The sequence below is a fragment of the Gemmatimonas aurantiaca genome (assembly GCF_037190085.1).
Taxonomy (GTDB): domain Bacteria; phylum Gemmatimonadota; class Gemmatimonadetes; order Gemmatimonadales; family Gemmatimonadaceae; genus Gemmatimonas; species Gemmatimonas aurantiaca_A.
On record NZ_JBBCJO010000004.1, the window covers coordinates 67,839 to 83,735 of the forward strand.

The window sequence follows — 15,897 nt, forward strand, 5'->3', positions numbered from 1 at the left end:
CGATGCTCACCAGACGGGTCATCGTGTGTCTCGATGTGCGGGGCGGTCGTGTGGTGAAGGGCGTGAACTTCGTGGGATTGCGCGACGTCGGCGATCCGGTGGCGCTCTCCGAGCGATACGAACTGGAAGGGGCCGACGAGATCACGTTTCTCGATATCTCGGCCAGCGCCGAGGAACGGGCCACGCTGCTGGACGTGGCGCGACGCACGGCGGAACGCCTGTTCATTCCGCTCACCATTGGCGGCGGTATCCGCACGGTCGACGATGTGGCGCGGGCCCTCCGTGCCGGTGCCGACAAGGTGTCACTCAACTCCATCGCCGTGCAGCATCCGGAGATTCTCACGCTTGCCGCAGAACGGTTTGGTGCGCAGTGCGTGGTGGCCAGCATCGACGCCAAACGTGATGGGGACGGCGTGTACAAGGTGTGGGTGAAAGGTGGACGGGAAGAAACCAAGCTCGAGGCGGTGGCCTGGGCGGAGGAGTGCGTGGAACGCGGCGCCGGCGAGATCCTGCTCACCAGCATCGATCGGGATGGCGCGCGCACGGGATACGATCTCGAACTCACACGCGCCGTGACCAGAGCGGTGAACGTGCCGGTGATCGCCTCCGGCGGCGCGGGTGCACCGGAACATCTCGTGGATGCGGTGACGAAAGCGAATGCCGATGCGGTGCTGGTGGCCGGCATCCTGCACGACGGACTCACCACGGTGGGCGCATTGAAGGCCGCCATGCGTGATGCGGGCATTGCGGTACGTGAAAGTATCGCACGAACGGAGGCGGCATGAACCAGAGCAACCGGATCGTTGCACCGGCATCACTGATGCAGGCGGCCGCCGAAGTGGCGCAACTGGCGGCGAACACCGCCATGCGCTGGTATCGCGACCGCGTGGACGTGGAAACCAAAGGTGATGGATCGCCGGTGACCATTGCCGACCGCGAAGCGGAGCGCGCCGCGCGGGCCTGGCTTTCCGCGCGGTTTCCCGACGATGGACTCTTCGGCGAGGAGTTTCCGAACGAACGTGAGGATGCGAAGCGCCGCTGGATTCTCGATCCCATCGACGGGACCAAGGCCTTCGTGCGCGGTGTGCCGCTGTGGGGCACACTGGTGGCGTGTTGTGAAGGCGATACGGTGCTCGCCGGCGCAGCGTGTTATCCGGCCGTGCAGGAACTCATCGCCGCGGCGCCCGGTGAGGGGTGCTGGTGGAATGGGACACGTGCGCAGGTCTCGACCGTGGACCGGCTCGATCGTGCCACCGTTCTCATCACCGACGAACGATTCCCCGATCGCGCACATCGACGGACCACCTGGCGATCACTGGCCGCGGCCGCGGCCGTCAGCCGCACATGGGGCGACTGTTACGGTTATATGCTCGTCGCCACCGGTCGGGCCGAGGTCATGGTGGACGACATCATGAACCCCTGGGATTCAGCGGCGGTGTATCCGATCGTCACCGAGGCAGGTGGGGTGTTCACCGACTGGCGGGGCCGGAACACGGCATTCGGCGGAGATGTCATCGCCACCAATCAAGCACTCGCCGATATCACGCGGGGATTGCTCATCACGGACACGGAGCGTGCCTCATGAATGCGGCATTGCCGACACTCGATCTCGATGCGCTGGACTTCGTCAAAGGCAATGGGCTCGTGACGGTGGTCGCGCAGGATGCCCTGAGTGGCGCGGTGCTCATGGTGGCCCATGCCGATCGCGAAGCGCTCGACTGCACGTTGCGAACAGGAGAAATGCACTACCGCTCCCGCAGCCGCGGTCTCTGGCACAAAGGGGCCACGAGCGGCAACGTGCAGCGGGTTGTGTCGCTCACACCGGACTGCGATGGCGACGCCGTGCTCGCCCGCGTGATGCCGGCCGGCCCTGCCTGTCATGAAGGCACGGTCTCGTGCTTCCGCGATACCGCACTTTCCGCCGATGTGATCGGTGCGCTGGATGCCACCATCGTGGCGCGTCAGCAGGCGATGATCACGTCGGCTCCCGCAGCGGACAGCGGCGCGAAATCCAGCTACACGCAGCGATTGCTCGCCGACCGCAATCTCCGGCTCAAGAAACTCGGCGAAGAAGCCGTGGAATTGGCCACCGCATGCGTCGAGCAGAATGTCGATCGGGCAACCGAAGAAACGGCGGATCTGCTGTATCACGCTCTCGTGGCGCTGCGGGCCGCCGGGGGTACGCTCGAAGGGGTGCGAGCCGTGCTGGCGGAGCGGGCCGGGCTCGGGACATCACAACGCTGAGAGCGCTGTTCCACACGCGCCGATCCCGCGATTGAAGCCATATCGACACTGACCCGACGCACAGAAGGGCGACCTCCGGCACGCGTCATGCATGATGAAGACATGCTGTCTCGCACAGTGTCCGACGTCCGTCACACTCGACACGGGCCTGTTCCGGACGCGGCCGCCTCGGCCGTGCACACCGAACACGGGAGGAGTCATGCCTACCCAGAAGCGTACCAGTATGCGTAACAGGATGCGTGCCACGATGCGTCCCAGGCTGCATACCCGAATGACCGTTGCATTGACTCTGATCGCCCTGACCGCTGCCTGTCGTCCGGAACGCACGGATCAGGGGATCGAAACCACGACATCCGAAGGACGCCTGGAATCGCCATCGGGAGAGTTGGCACAGAGTCGCGGAGTCTCACTCGTCCGGATGATCAACGCCCTGCCGGAGAATCGCACCATCTCCATCAGTGCCGACGATCACGAGTTGTTCACCGATATCTCCCACAAGGGCGTTTCGACCTACATCCCGCTCTCCGACAACGTGGCAAGCTTCCGCGTACGGGACAGCCAGAGGGACACGACCATCGCGTCGGACTTCAAGATGCTGATGGATGGGTCACACTACACCATCGTGACTCTTCCCGAGCGAGGTGGCGGAGTCCGGCTGCACGTCATGCGTGACGAAGTTGGCGCCGACAGCACGGCGGCGCGTGTACGCTTCGTGAACGGTTCAGTGGCCGCGGGGCGTGTGGACGTGACGCTGGATGGACGGTCGGGCACGCTCTTCGACAATGTCGATGTAGCGTCGGAGACGGGTTTCGAGACGGTGGTTCCCACCAACGCCGCACTCCACGTGCGCACCGACGCCGAAGCCCGTCCGTTGCTCTCGCGCTCGCTGAAGCTCGCAGCCGGCCACAGCTACACGGTGATCCTGACGGGCGCCGTTCCCGACGCCCTGGACATGCTCGTGGTCGAGGATCAGCTCAGCGTGCCATCGGCGGTCATCGTGCCGTGACGCGCTGCAGGGTGCGATAGAGGAATTCCGCGGCCCAGCCGAGTGCCTGCACGGGGACCCGTTCGTTGTCCCCGTGCATGCGCAGCTCGTCTTCCATGGGCAATGGCATGGGCAGAATGCCGTAGGTCGGAATCCCCTTGGCACGCAGCGCGGCGCCATCGGTGGCGCCGGTGCTCATGAACGGGATCACCGCGGTACTCGGCACCATCGCCACGGCCGATGTTTCCATGGCCTGATAGAGTGCGGTGCTCACCGGCGACACCGGTGGGGATATGCGCGGCTCACCATCGAGCGTGAACTTCACCTGCTTCTCCCCGCCGACCCGATTGAACGCCTGCACGATACCGCGCACATCGTCGTTTGGCAGCACGCGCACGTTGAAGGTGGCGCTGCCGTCGGAGGGAATCACGTTGCTGCGGATGCCGCCCTTGATGAGCGTGAGCGACTGACCCGTTCGCAGCACGGCGTTGTGCAGTGGTTCACGCGAGAGAATGGCCGCGGCCGCGTCGATCTGCGCTTTTGATGCACCCGGTGCCGACACCCGCTGCATGGCCGCTTTCATCACCGGATCCTTTTCGATACGGGCGAGCCGCGAGAAATACAGACGCGTCGTCTCGTTGAGCAGCACCGGCGCCTTCCAGGCATGGACGCGCTGCACGGCACGCGCCAGCGCGGCGAGTGCGTTGTCGGGAAGCGGCACCGAACCGTGCCCGCTGGGACCCGTGGCCAGCGCAGTGATGGTGTACGAGACCTTCTCGGTGGTCTGGATGTTCACCGACATCACCCGTCCTTCGGCCACACGCACGCGCCCGCCTTCGTTGAGCGCGAATTCGGCATCCCTGATGAGATCGAAGTGCTTGTCCACCATCTCGTCGATGCCGACCTCGGGACCGCCTTCCTCCGCTGCCGTGGCCAGAAAGATCACGTCCCGATCGAGCTGATCGCGCTGCCGGGCCAGTTGCTGCAGCGCCGCGGTCGCCGCCGACAGCATGCCCTTGTCGTCGATGGCACCCCGTCCGTAGAGGTAGTCCACACCACCTGCCTCCTGCACGAGGGTGGCCGTGAACGGCGGTGTCTTCCACTTGGCCGTATCCACACCCACCACGTCCATGTGTCCCATGATCATCACGGGACGTTTGGAGGGATTGGTGGCCCGCAAACGGGCGACAAAATTCGCGCGCCCACTGCCGGCCTCACCGGCCGGCAGGATGTGACGTTCCACGCCCGGAATTCCCGCGAACACACTGTCGAAATACTGCGCCGTGAGCAGCTCGTTGCCGGGCGGGTTCTGCGTATTGCGCCCGATGAGCGCTTTGAGATGTGTCAGCGTGGCGGCCTGTGCCTGCGCCCGATCGAAGCCCGACGGCGCCGGTGTGGCCACGACATACGGACTCGTGCTCTGCGCCGTCAGTGTCGACGTGGCAAGCGTGCCCAGCACACCCAGCGTTGCGACAAACTGCATCTGCCGCCGCATCCGTGTCGTGCTGCTCAAAGCTGCCACCCACTGCGGTACACCCGTGTCAGATACTGATTTGCATCCGGCGCGTTGGTGAACTGCATCTTCTCGCTGTCGTATATCACCTTGCGCCCCTGACCGGCGCGCAGCGCGGCGATGCCCAGCAACATGGTTTCCGTGAGCGGCGCCGCCTGGGCGAATGGTGAGCTGGCCGTCGTCTCGCCCTTCGCCGCCTCCACCCAGTTCTGTTCATGCGACACCGCAATGCGCGGCTGTGTCACCGGCACCTTTTCCGCCCTGGCCGCAACCGACTCGGGGAAGATGCGGGGTTTGTTGCCGTACGTCTCGTAGAACATGATGCCCTTCTCGCCGATGAACACCCCACCGCCGCCGTCGCTGCCCGGGGCGGACATCGGAACATCATCGGGCAACAGAGCGGGACGTGGTGGCATCAGACCGCCATCGTACCAATAGAGTTTGACCGGCCCCCGTTTGCCCACGGCGGGATATTCGAACTGCACCGTGGTCGCCACCGGATAGGTGGCCGGCGTCTGCGCACCGCCGCCCCAGGGACTCGAGGACGCCACGACGCTGGTGGGATGCGTGAGGCCCAGTGCCGTGTAGGGCTGATCGATGAGATGCGCGCCCATGTCGCCGATCGCTCCCACGCCAAAATCGATCCAGCCCCGCCATGCGAACGGATGATAGGCCGGATGATACGGAATCTCCGGCGCAGGCCCGAGAAAGAGATCCCAGTTCATGCCGGGTGGCGGTGTGGTGTCGTTGGCGGCCATGGCCGCACGCACTGCGTTGTCCACGGTGCCCATGTTCCACTGCGGACGCGGATTCACCGCCGGTGCCGGCGCATTCGCCGCACGGGGTCGTGGAATACCCTGCGCCCAATACCGCACGGGACGATCGGTCCACACGTGCACTTCGTGAATCTTGCCCAGAACACCCGACGCCACGATCTCGTTGATGCGACGGGAGCCGTCCATCGAATGCCCCTGATTGCCCATCTGCGTCGCGAGCTTCGGATTGGCGGCCGCCGCCTTCGCGAGCAGGCGCGTTTCGTACACCGAATACGCGAGGGGCTTCTGCACGTAGACGTGTTTGCCCAGTTGCATGGCGGCGAGCGCGATGGGCGCATGCAGATGATCGGGCGTCGCCACCATGATGGCATCGATGTCCTTCTGCTTGTCGAGCATCTGGCGGAAGTCCGCGTACTTCACCGCCTTCGTGTAGGCCTCGCTCAGTTGCACGTTTCGCGGTGTGGGCTCTCCCTCCCTGGGCTTGAGACGCCCCTGCAGTGACCGCTCCACGTAACTGAAATCCACATCGCAGACGGCCACGATGTTCTCGCCGAGCACCTGCGCCATGTTGTTCATGCCCATGCCGCCGATGCCCACGCAGGCGATGTTGAGCTTCGTACTGGGCGCACGATATCCGGGACCACCCAGCACCACACGGGGAACGATCATGGCGCCGAGGGCCAGCTTGGCCGTATCGCCAACAAAATCACGACGCGAGTAAGAGCTCGACATGGGAGGGGCGCTGAAGGCAGGCGGAAAGGCGTTCGGGGATGAACAGCCGGCCTGTCGTGGCCAGCCGCCATCCCCGTGCTTCGGGCGTTGCCCGATGATAGCCCTTGCCCTGCGTTCCGTCGAGGTTGAAACGGGCCGGAACCGCGCGGCGCGGGGGCCGATCGCCAACTAGAAACGCAGCAGCCGCGCCGGTGTGACCCGGCTCGGATTGCCGACGTACGCCCAGCGCACCTTGTTCATGTAGGTGCGCGCCGCCCGCTGGATGTCTTCCGGACTCACTGACCGGAGTTCGTCCACGAAGCGCGCGGCCCGCCGGAAGTCCCCCTGATACAACTCGGCCCGCGCCAGCATGTTGGCCTGATCGCCGTTGGTCTCGTTGTCGAGGAAGTAGGTGACGATGAACTGCTGCACCAGACGCTCCAGTCCATCACGCGTGATGGTGCCCTCCTGCAGCGCGCGGATCTGCTGCTGCATGATGGCCAGCACTTCATCGGGCTGCGTGGTGGTCACATACAGCCCACCCATCGAGAACGCCCGTTCTATGAACGGCGCGTTCACCGAGTAGGTGAGATTGCGCCGCTGACGCACTTCACCGAACAGACGCCCCGACAACACCGCACAGGCCAGCCGCAGCGATGCGTAGTCCTTGCTGGACGCCTGCGGGCCGTGGAAATACCCCTGCAGATAGTTGGTGGGCAACTCGCGCTGCGCGATCACGTACGCACCGGGCAGATCCGCCGGGGGTTCGGGCAGCGTCCACTGATAGTTGCCGCGCGGGAGCCGGCCGATGGTCTCGCGCACCAGCTTCTCCACCTTGCTGCGCGAGACATTGCCCACCACCACCAGCATCATGCGCGACGTCACCATCTGTTCGGTCTGATACGTGCGCAGATCCGCCACCCGCAACGACGAGAGTGACGCCTCCGTACCGGTGGGCTCGAGTCCGTAGGGATGACCGGCAAAAGCGATGCTGTCGGCGAGAAAATCGAGCAACGCATCGGGGCTGTCCTTCCGCTGGCTCACGGCCGTCACGAACTGCTCACGCACCAGCTCCACTTCGGCCGGATCGAGTCGCGGCGCCATGATGCGGTCGGCAAGAATCGTCCACGTGCTGTCGAGACTGGTCGTGGTGGCGCGAAGCCCCACCGATGTCCAGTCCACCCCCGCGCTCACACCGATCACACTGCCCATGCGCGCCATGCGTGTACGCAGCACGTCACGGGGATACTTCTGTGTGCCGCGTTCGCTCGCTTCGAGCAGCAGCAGCTCGATGCCCTGTGTCTGCGGCGTGAGCTGCCGCACCCCGCCCAACAGATACAGATTGGCTGCCACGACATTGTTGGCGGTCACGCGGCGCAGAATCACGGGGATGCCGCTCACCTCGAACTTCATGGTGAGGGAATCGTCGCCCATGATGACCGGTGACGAGGGCGGCTCCGCCGATGCGGCGGGTCTCGCGGCCGCGGGGCGACGCGGCGGTGTGCCCGTGGCCTGTGCGTCGACCGTGGTAGCCATGGTGGCAGCCATGAACGCACCGGCCACCAGGCCGCCGGTCATCAGCTGCCGCCAACCGGGAATCGTGAACGCGCGCATCACGGACGCACCACCGGACGCGTGCTGGGCGTGAGCAGTTCCTGTTCCGTGAGTCCGATGGCACGCCGCGCCTCGGCCGAGAGCAGCACGTTGGTGACCCGCGGCTGGCCCACGATGTAGGTCTTCGTGTAGCGCATCAGATCCGTGATGCGCTGCTGTGCCATCTGATCGGTGTAGCTCATGAAGTAGTCGAGATTGGACACGCTCCACCAGAACCCGATGGTGTGCGCGATTTCCGAAGCCTTCTCGATGCCGAACGCACTCGACACGGCGCGCTGGGCCTTCACGGCTTCGAGTTCGCGCGGCGTGATGTATGTGGGATCGGTGAAGCGGGCGATCTCGCGTTCGAGAGCGGCCATCGCCGCCCGATACTTGTCGGGCGTGGTCTGCCCGCTGATCGAGATCGGTCCGGTGTGATTGAGCGTGTAATAGTTCACCCCCACACCCTGCCAGAGTCCCGTGTCCACGAGATTCTTCTGGAACGTGGAGCCGGGGGTGTTGAGCGCATCGCTGAACACGTCGGCGGCGAAGGTGGCACCGGGATCCTTGCCCACACTCGGCCCCTGCCACTGGATCAGCACGGCCACGGCGTTGATGGGCTCTTCACTGATCTGCGCCTTGTTGCCATCGAGCGCCGGAATGGGCGGGATCGGATCGGCCACAAACGGGTCCGCTCCTCGGGGCCAGCTTCCGAAGATCTGTTCGGCCAGCGCGAAGATGCGGGCCGGATCCACGTCACCCGTCACGATCAGCGCGCAGTTGTTGGGCACATAGTACTTGCGCTGGATCTCCCGCATCTGCGCCGGCGTGACTCTGGCGATGACATCGCGATCGCCGATGGTGTTCTTGCGGCTGAATTGCCCCGGATAGAGCAGGGCCGTGGCTTTCTGCTGGAAGTCGAAGCCGGGCTGTGCTTCGTTGCGATCGTATTCGCCAAGCACGACTTCCTTTTCACGGGCCAGTTCGTCTTCGCGGAAGAGCGGATTGATCAGCGCACTGGCCAGGAACCGGAGGCCACCCGCCACCGAATCCGCCGGCAGCGTCAGGAAGTAGTTCACGCGTTCTTCCTGCGTCGTGCCGTTGAACACCGCGCCCAGCTCACCGGCGCGATCGTTGAACGCTTCCGCGTCGGGCAGATCCTTGTTCGCCTTGAAGAACATGTGCTCGTACATGTGTGCGAGCCCGGCAAATTCGGGAGACTGCGTGAAGGCGCCATTGCGCACGTCGATCTCCAACGTGGCGATGGGCACGCCGTGATTTTCCACGACGATGACTTCCATGCCGTTGGCGAGCACCTTGCGGCGCAGCACTTTTTCCAGCTCCGCCCGGGACTGGGCCTGGAGCGGCTGTACCACGGCCGACGCGACGGGAGAAACGCACAGGCCGGCAAGCAGCAGGGCAGGCAGCAGCGCGAGCCGCCCGTGGCGTGCAAAACGGTGACGCCGTGAGGTCCGTGAAATGGACGCTGGCATTCGATGACGGGGATGGGGATCTTTGTGCGATGCCTGATCCAGTCCTGACATCGCAGACGAACGCGGGGAGCACGGCCACCGCCATCGCCGAGGCGCTTGCTGGCCACCTCGATCCTGCCCGGCTGCACGTGAACGCGCCGCTGGCTCCGTACACCACCTTTCGGATCGGGGGTCCGGCGGACGTCCTGTACGATGCCACTTCGGACAACGACCTCGCCACCGCCATCACCACCGCCCGATCGCTGGGGATTCCCTGGTTCGTGCTCGGTCTGGGCGCCAACATCCTCGTGGGCGACCGGGGCGTCCGGGGACTGGTCATCCGCAACCGCGCCCGGACGCACCGACTGGACGCCGACGGCACCCTGTGGACCGAGAGCGGGGCCATCGTGCAGGATCTCGTACTGGAGACCGTGCGGGCGGGCTTCTCGGGGCTCGAGCACTACATCGGCATTCCCAGCACGATCGGCGGGGCCTTGTGGCAGAATCTGCACTTCCTGTCACCGGCGCCGGAGCGCGAACGCACGATGTTCATCAGTGAGGTCTTTGCCTCGTGCGAGATCCTGCGGGAGAAAGGCGATCGCCGGGTCGTGGACGCCGACTACATCCGGTTCGGATACGACGACACCATCTTCCATCACCGGCGGGACGTGGTGCTCAATGCGACCTTCCGTCTGACACCGGGCGATCCCGCGGCGCTGCATCGCATCCTGCAGGAGAACCTGTCGTGGCGCGGATCGCGGCATCCGTGGCTGCAGGTGCATCCGAGTGCCGGCTCGGTCTTCAAGAAGATCGAAGGCGTGGGCGCGGGCCGCCTGATCGATCAGTGCGGTCTCAAGGGTTACCGCGTGGGAGACGCACAAATCTCCCACATCCATGCGAACATTCTCGTGAATCTGGGCAACGCCACGGCAGCGGACGTGCGCGCACTCATTGCCCATGCCCAGGCGGCCGTGCGTGAGAAGTTCGGTTATACGCTGGAGACGGAGATCGGCTTCATCGGAGAGTTCTGACCCGGGAAGCAGGAGGCTGGAGGACCCGGCGCTGCCGTTCGGCCCCCGCCGGAAAGGCCGCAGGGAAACGAGGGACAGGAAACAAGGAAACGGAAAGGAAGGAAACGGTCGCCGCGGGTCGTGTGTCGAACGGGACATCCGGTGCGCTCCACCGCACCGACCGTTCCCCCGTTCCTCGGCATTCCTCCACCTCCGTCCCGCTCCGACGTGTATCGTCGATTCCTGTCTCTGTGGTCCATCGTCGTGCTGCTGGCGTGTCTCGCACCGCCGGCCATGGCACAGCAGGTGGACGTGATCCGGGGGCGCATCACCGGCGCCGACAATGAACCGCTCGACAATGTCACCGTGATCGTCACGATGATCTCGGGCAACGTGAATCGCACCGCGCGCACCGATCGCAACGGTCGGTTCACCGTCACCTTTCCCAATGGCGATGGCGACTACATGGTCACCGTCAACGCCGTGGGATTCGCACAGAAGCGTTTCGAGATCAAGCGCGTCGCCGACGAGGAATTCCTGCTCGCCGATGCGAAGCTGACCAAGGTCGGCACGGTGCTCGATGCCCTGAAAGTCACCGCGGACCGGCAGAAAGTCTCACGCAACGATGCCCAGCAGGACATCAGCGGCACCGACCGCGTGTTGCCCCCCACCAATGCCGCATTGCCACCGGATCAGATGGGCGATATCGCGGCCATGGCGGCCACCTTGCCCGGTGTGCAACTCGTGCCCGGACAGGATGGGGGAGCGAACGGTTACTCCGTCATGGGACTCGGCGCCGATCAGAACACGACCACGCTCAACGGCATGAACTTCGGCGGCAGCGGCCTGCCCCGCGACGCCGGCGTCACGAGTTCGCTGGCCACCTCGCCCTACGATGTGTCACGTGGGGGCTTCAGTGGAGGCCAGTTCAGTCTCCGGACCCGCGGTGGGTCGAACTTCAGTGCACGTGGACTGAGCTTCTTCGGTGAGGCGCCCCAACTGCAATGGATGGACGCGGCGGCACGTGCCACCGGTCAGCAATACAGCAACGGGTCGCTGGGCGGCAGCATTTCCGGACCGCTGGTGTTCGACAAGGCGTTCTACACCATGTCCTTCCAGGCGGGACGCCGCAGCAACGATCTGCAGACCCTGCTGAACACGTCGTCCACCGGCCTCGAGGCCACCGGTGTGGCCGCCGATTCCGTGCAGCGTCTGGTGGGCATTCTGGGCGCCTCGCAGATCCCCACCACGTTCGGCGGCACTGCCGACCATCGGTATGCGGATCAGGGAAGCGTATTGGGCGCAGTGGACTTCGCGCCGCCGTCGAGCACCAGCGGCACGGCGTACAATCTGACCTTCAATGGGTCGTGGAACCGGCAGAACCCCGCCACCACACTCACCACCGCGCTTCCCACCACCAGTGCGCAACGCACGTCGTACAATGGCGGTCTGCAGGGACGGCACAGTGCCTATCTGTCGATGGGCGGCATCGATTTCCTGACCGAAACGTCGGCGGGCTTCAGCCTGTCGTCATCGGAGGGCTCCCCCGTCGTGGCATTGCCCGCCGGACGGGTTCGGATCAACAGCGCATTCGCCGATGGATCGAACGGCGTGCAGACCCTCGCGTTCGGCGGCAACCAGACGCTGGCCACATCGCAGGCGTCCAACAGTTTCATGGCCACGAACACGCTCTCGTGGTTCAGCGCGAACAACAGGCATCGTCTCAAACTGGCCACCGAGTTCCGTCGTGACGGTTCGTCGCAGGACCAGACGACCAACCGACTCGGCACGTTCACGTACAACTCGCTGGCCGATCTGCAGGCCGGCATTCCGGTGTCGTTCACACGCACACTGTCCCCGCGGGAACGTGATGCCAGTCAACTCATCGGCGCGATTTCGCTGGGGGATTCGTATCGTCGCAACGACCGCCTGCAGTTCCAGTACGGACTGCGCGTCGATGCCAACCGGTTCCTTGATGCGCCGGCGGCCAACAGCGCCATCGCACAGCGGTTCGGCGTGCGCAACGACGAAGTCCCCAATGGGATCTACCCGAGCGTGCGGGGCGGCTTTTCCTGGCAATACGGCACCGCACCGCAGATCGGCGGCTTCGCCGGGGCGTTCCGTGGTCCGCGGGCGGTGGTGCGTGGTGGCATCGGCATGTTCCAGAACATGCCGCAGGCCACGCTCATCGGATCGGCCATCGACAACACCGGTCTGACCAGCGCCATCCAGCAGTTCACATGTGTGGGTTCCGCAGTGCCGATGCCCAACTGGGCAGCGTACACCGATGCGGTCAACATTCCCACACGCTGCGCCGATGGCACCACGGGCAGCGTGTTCGCCAACAGCGCGCCCAACGTGACGCTCTTTGCGAAGAACTATGCGCCGTCCAGCAGTATCCGTTCCAATCTGAGCTGGAGCGGACCGGTGCTGCAAAACCGGATCAATGCCTCCTTCGACGCGACCTATTCCATCAATCAGCGTCAGTCGAGCTTCGTGGACCGCAACTTCGGGGGTATCCAGCGATTCACACTCGACAACGAAGGCCAGCGTCCGGTGTACGTCAGCGCCGGCAGTATCGTCCCACTCACCGGGGGCATTGCCGCGGGTGACGGACGTCTCGATCCGGCCTTCCAGCGTGTCACGGAACAACGCAGCGATCTCGCTTCACGCAGCGCACAATTCAGCGCCCGCTTCGCGCCGATGTCGTTCAACACCAACATCAGCTGGAACGCGAGCTACACCTACAGCAATGCACGCGAGCAGTTCCGCGGCTTCCAGAGCACCGCGGGCGATCCGAACGCGGTAGCGTGGTCGCGCTCGCCGTTCGATTCCCGGCATCAGATCACCTACAGCATCACCTGGAACGCCTTCGATTTCATCCGCATCGCCTGGGGCGGTCAGTTCCGCTCCGGATCCCCGTTCACACCCGTCATCGGCGGGGATGTGAACGGCGACGGATACAGCAACGATCGGGCGTTCATCTTCGATCCGTCCAATACCACCGACGCGGCCACGGCGGCGGCCATGCGCTCCCTGCTCGGCGACGGGTCGTCGGTGGCGCGGCGCTGCCTCGAAAAGCAGCTCGGCACCCTCGCCGCGCGCAACAGTTGCGAAGGTCCATGGATCAGCACGGCCAACCTGTCCTTCTCGTTCAATCCGCTCAAGGTGCGCATGCCGCAGCGCGCCACGCTCAGTTTCAATGTGAGCAACCCGCTGGGCGCGGCGGACCTGCTGCTGCATGGACAGAACGATCTGCGCGGATGGGGACAGCAGGTATTCGTCGACCCGGCCCTGCTCTACGTGCGCGGATTCGATCCGGTCACGAAGCGTTACAAGTACGAAGTGAATCAGCGGTTCGGCGCCACGAACCCGCTGTACCAGGCGTTCCGGGCGCCGGTGACGGTCAGTGCGATGCTGCGTTACGACATCGGCCCCACCCGTGAACGACAGGTGCTCACGCAGGCGCTCGATCGTGGACGCCGCACGCAGGGCACCAAGGCGCCCGAAGCGCTGATCAAGGCCCAGTTCGGCAACGGCGGTGTTCCCAATCCGATGGCCACCATCCTGCGCGATCAGGACACGCTCAAACTCTCGGCGGCGCAGGCAGACAGTCTGGCCATGATGAACCGCCGCTATACAGTGCGTCTCGATTCCATCTGGGCGCCTATCGCCAGGCGGTATGCGGAACTCCCAGACGGCTACGATCGGGACCGGATCTACTGGGAATACGTGAAGGCACGTGAAGCCAGCATCGACATGCTGCGCGGTTATGCGCCCGCGGTGAAGCAACTGCTCACCGATACGCAGCGGCGTCAATTGCCGGCCTTCATCACGTCGTCGCTCGACGATCGCTATCTGAAGAGCATCCGATCCGGCACCGCCGGCAGTGGCGGCTCGACGATGATGCTTCCCGGAGGCGCCACCTTCCTGGGCGCGGGCGGCATGGGCGCCGGTGGTGCCCAGACCACGATCATCATGCGCTGACCCGGGCTTCAATCGTCTGGTACGTCGTTACGTCGATTATCACGTCGATCATCACGCTGTTCATCACATCGTCCATCGCGTTGTTTCGGCCCCGATCCTTTCTCTCCCTCACAGGGCTCTCCCGATGTCTCTCCCGAGGTCGCTCCCTCCGATCCGCACGCTCGCGACCGGTGCCGTCTGGCTTGCCGCGAGTGCGACCCTCGCATCGACTGCCACGGCGCAGAACCGCCCGGCCATCCGGCCACTCGGCCCGACGCTCGCCACCACCAGCGATTCGCTGGGTATGGTGAACAACGTACGGGCCCTCTCCGACGGGCGGCTGCTCATCAACGACGCCACCAGCCGGCGTGTGTTGCTGGTCGACACCACGTTCAAAGTGCTGGCGGTCGTCGCCGATTCCACCGCGAGCACGGCCAATGCCTATGGACCACGCTCGGGTGCGCTCATCGCCTATCGGGGCGACTCCACGCTGTTCGTGGATGCCGCATCGCTGTCCATGCTGGTCATCGATCCCGCCGGCAGGATCGCGCGCGTGATGTCGGTGCCGCGTTCACAGGATGCCATGGTGCTGGCGGCCGGCGGACTTGGCAGTTCGGCGTACTACAGCGATGGACATCTGGTGTATCGCGGCTCACCGGCGCTGCAGATGCGCATGGCGGAGAGAAGTGGCGCTGGTGGCGGTGTACCGCAGATGCCCACGCAACCCGACAGCATGCCCATTCAGCGCGTGAACCTGCAGACACGCGCCGTCGACACGGTCGGATTCGTGAAGGTGCCGAAAACCAACACCAGCATGAATCGCAGCGACGATGGCACCATCAGTGTGTCCATCGAAGTGAATCCCCTGCCGGTGGTGGACGAGTGGGCGGTGACCGCGAACGGCGATGTCGCCCTGATCCGGGGCCGCGACTATCACGTGGACTGGATCTCGCCCGGCAGGCAGCAGCGCAGCTCCACGAAGATTCCCTTCGACTGGAGGCGCCTCGGCGACGAGGACAAGGTGCGGCTCATCGACTCCGTGAAGGCCATCCGCGACCGCCAGGCCGCGGCCAATCCGGGACAGGGTCAACAGATGGCGCAGGCATTCGGCGCGGCGATGGGTGGTGGTGCCGTCGCGGCCGGCGGAGCTGGTGGTCCCGTGGTGATGCGTTTCGAGGTGAACGGCGGCCCGGGTGGCGCCACCAGCGGGCAGGTGCGTGCGCCGCGTATCTCCGCTCCGCAGATCAACTACGTCTCGCCGAGCACCCTGCCAGACTATCAGCCCCCGTTTTTTGCCGGCAGCGCGCGGCCCGACGCCGACGGCAACATCTGGGTGCGCACCATTCCGACCAAGCCCGAACCGGCGGGTGTCGTGTACGATGTGATCAACGACAAGGGCGAAGCCGTCGACCGCGTGCTCGTTCCCGAAGGACGCGTCATCGTGGGCTTTGCTCCCGGTGGTGTGGTGTATCTCGCCGCGCGTGATGGCATGAGCACGAAACTGGAGCGTGCGCGCGTGCGGTGATGGCGCACGTCGCCGATCCGCTGTCGGCGACCAACAGACAACAACAAACAGCCTTGCCGCGGGTTTCGCGGATGGGGCGGAAACAACACGGATCAACAACAG

Annotated in this window: 11 protein-coding genes; 7 read left to right on the plus strand and 4 right to left on the minus strand. The window is 64.9% G+C overall.

What is annotated here, in order from left to right; all coding sequences use genetic code 11:
* Positions 1 to 2 precede the first annotated feature (2 nt).
* From hisF to WG208_RS04525, 4 genes are all read left to right on the plus strand, one after another.
* Positions 3 to 785, plus strand: coding sequence for an imidazole glycerol phosphate synthase subunit HisF (gene hisF / locus WG208_RS04510; protein WP_337170139.1), 783 nt, complete (start codon positions 3 to 5; stop codon positions 783 to 785).
* Positions 782 to 1,585 (plus strand): histidinol-phosphatase, encoded by an 804-nt coding sequence (gene hisN, locus WG208_RS04515; RefSeq protein ID WP_337170140.1) that lies wholly within the window; start codon positions 782 to 784, stop codon positions 1,583 to 1,585. Before hisF ends, hisN begins: the two co-directional genes overlap by 4 nt.
* The gene (hisIE, locus tag WG208_RS04520) at positions 1,582 to 2,244 is read left to right on the plus strand and encodes a bifunctional phosphoribosyl-AMP cyclohydrolase/phosphoribosyl-ATP diphosphatase HisIE (RefSeq protein WP_337170141.1); all 663 of its coding nucleotides are present in this window, start codon (positions 1,582 to 1,584) and stop codon (positions 2,242 to 2,244) included. The genes hisN and hisIE overlap by 4 nt, the downstream gene beginning before the upstream one ends.
* A 271-nt stretch (positions 2,245 to 2,515) precedes the next feature.
* A complete protein-coding gene (locus WG208_RS04525) occupies positions 2,516 to 3,250 on the plus strand; it encodes a DUF4397 domain-containing protein (protein ID WP_337170142.1) in 735 nt (244 codons plus the stop codon).
* Here the strand turns inward: WG208_RS04525 and WG208_RS04530 are convergent.
* From WG208_RS04530 to WG208_RS04545, 4 genes are all read right to left on the minus strand, one after another.
* Entirely contained in the window at positions 3,237 to 4,712 is a 1,476-nt protein-coding gene (locus WG208_RS04530; protein WP_337170143.1) for a M20/M25/M40 family metallo-hydrolase, read from the minus strand. The two genes, WG208_RS04525 and WG208_RS04530, sit on opposite strands and share 14 nt — an antisense overlap.
* A gap of 26 nt (positions 4,713 to 4,738) precedes the next feature.
* On the minus strand, positions 4,739 to 6,250 hold the full coding sequence (locus WG208_RS04535; RefSeq protein WP_337170144.1) for a Gfo/Idh/MocA family oxidoreductase: 1,512 nt from the start codon (positions 6,248 to 6,250) through the stop codon (positions 4,739 to 4,741).
* Between the two features lie 168 nt (positions 6,251 to 6,418).
* Positions 6,419 to 7,843, minus strand: coding sequence for a pitrilysin family protein (locus WG208_RS04540; RefSeq protein WP_337170145.1), 1,425 nt, complete (start codon positions 7,841 to 7,843; stop codon positions 6,419 to 6,421).
* Positions 7,843 to 9,315 carry a pitrilysin family protein gene (locus WG208_RS04545; RefSeq protein WP_337170146.1) on the minus strand — a complete coding sequence of 491 codons (1,473 nt, stop codon included), beginning with the start codon at positions 9,313 to 9,315 and terminating at the stop codon, positions 7,843 to 7,845. The genes WG208_RS04540 and WG208_RS04545 overlap by 1 nt, the downstream gene beginning before the upstream one ends.
* A gap of 29 nt (positions 9,316 to 9,344) precedes the next feature.
* Between WG208_RS04545 and murB the strand changes: the two genes are divergently transcribed.
* The 3 genes from murB (at position 9,345) to WG208_RS04560 (ending at position 15,795) form a co-directional block, all read left to right on the plus strand.
* The gene (gene murB, locus WG208_RS04550; protein WP_337170147.1) at positions 9,345 to 10,325 is read left to right on the plus strand and encodes a UDP-N-acetylmuramate dehydrogenase; all 981 of its coding nucleotides are present in this window, start codon (positions 9,345 to 9,347) and stop codon (positions 10,323 to 10,325) included.
* Between the two features lie 207 nt (positions 10,326 to 10,532).
* A complete protein-coding gene (locus WG208_RS04555; RefSeq protein WP_337170148.1) occupies positions 10,533 to 14,291 on the plus strand; it encodes a TonB-dependent receptor in 3,759 nt (1,252 codons plus the stop codon).
* A 124-nt stretch (positions 14,292 to 14,415) separates the two neighbouring features.
* A complete protein-coding gene (locus tag WG208_RS04560) occupies positions 14,416 to 15,795 on the plus strand; it encodes a hypothetical protein (protein ID WP_337170149.1) in 1,380 nt (459 codons plus the stop codon).
* The last annotated feature ends 102 nt before the right edge of the window (positions 15,796 to 15,897 follow it).

Bases quoted from the DNA above. Each gene is read 5' to 3' on its own strand.
- hisF (WP_337170139.1), top strand. From the start codon at position 3: ATGCTCACCAGACGGGTCATCGTGTGTCTCGATGTGCGGGGCGGTCGT.
- hisN (WP_337170140.1), top strand. From the start codon at position 782: ATGAACCAGAGCAACCGGATCGTTGCACCGGCATCACTGATGCAGGCG.
- hisIE (WP_337170141.1), top strand. From the start codon at position 1,582: ATGAATGCGGCATTGCCGACACTCGATCTCGATGCGCTGGACTTCGTC.
- WG208_RS04525 (WP_337170142.1), top strand. From the start codon at position 2,516: ATGACCGTTGCATTGACTCTGATCGCCCTGACCGCTGCCTGTCGTCCG.
- WG208_RS04530 (WP_337170143.1), bottom strand. From the start codon at position 4,712: ATGCAGTTTGTCGCAACGCTGGGTGTGCTGGGCACGCTTGCCACGTCG.
- WG208_RS04535 (WP_337170144.1), bottom strand. From the start codon at position 6,250: ATGTCGAGCTCTTACTCGCGTCGTGATTTTGTTGGCGATACGGCCAAG.
- WG208_RS04540 (WP_337170145.1), bottom strand. From the start codon at position 7,843: ATGCGCGCGTTCACGATTCCCGGTTGGCGGCAGCTGATGACCGGCGGC.
- WG208_RS04545 (WP_337170146.1), bottom strand. From the start codon at position 9,315: ATGCCAGCGTCCATTTCACGGACCTCACGGCGTCACCGTTTTGCACGC.
- murB (WP_337170147.1), top strand. From the start codon at position 9,345: ATGCCTGATCCAGTCCTGACATCGCAGACGAACGCGGGGAGCACGGCC.
- WG208_RS04560 (WP_337170149.1), top strand. From the start codon at position 14,416: ATGTCTCTCCCGAGGTCGCTCCCTCCGATCCGCACGCTCGCGACCGGT.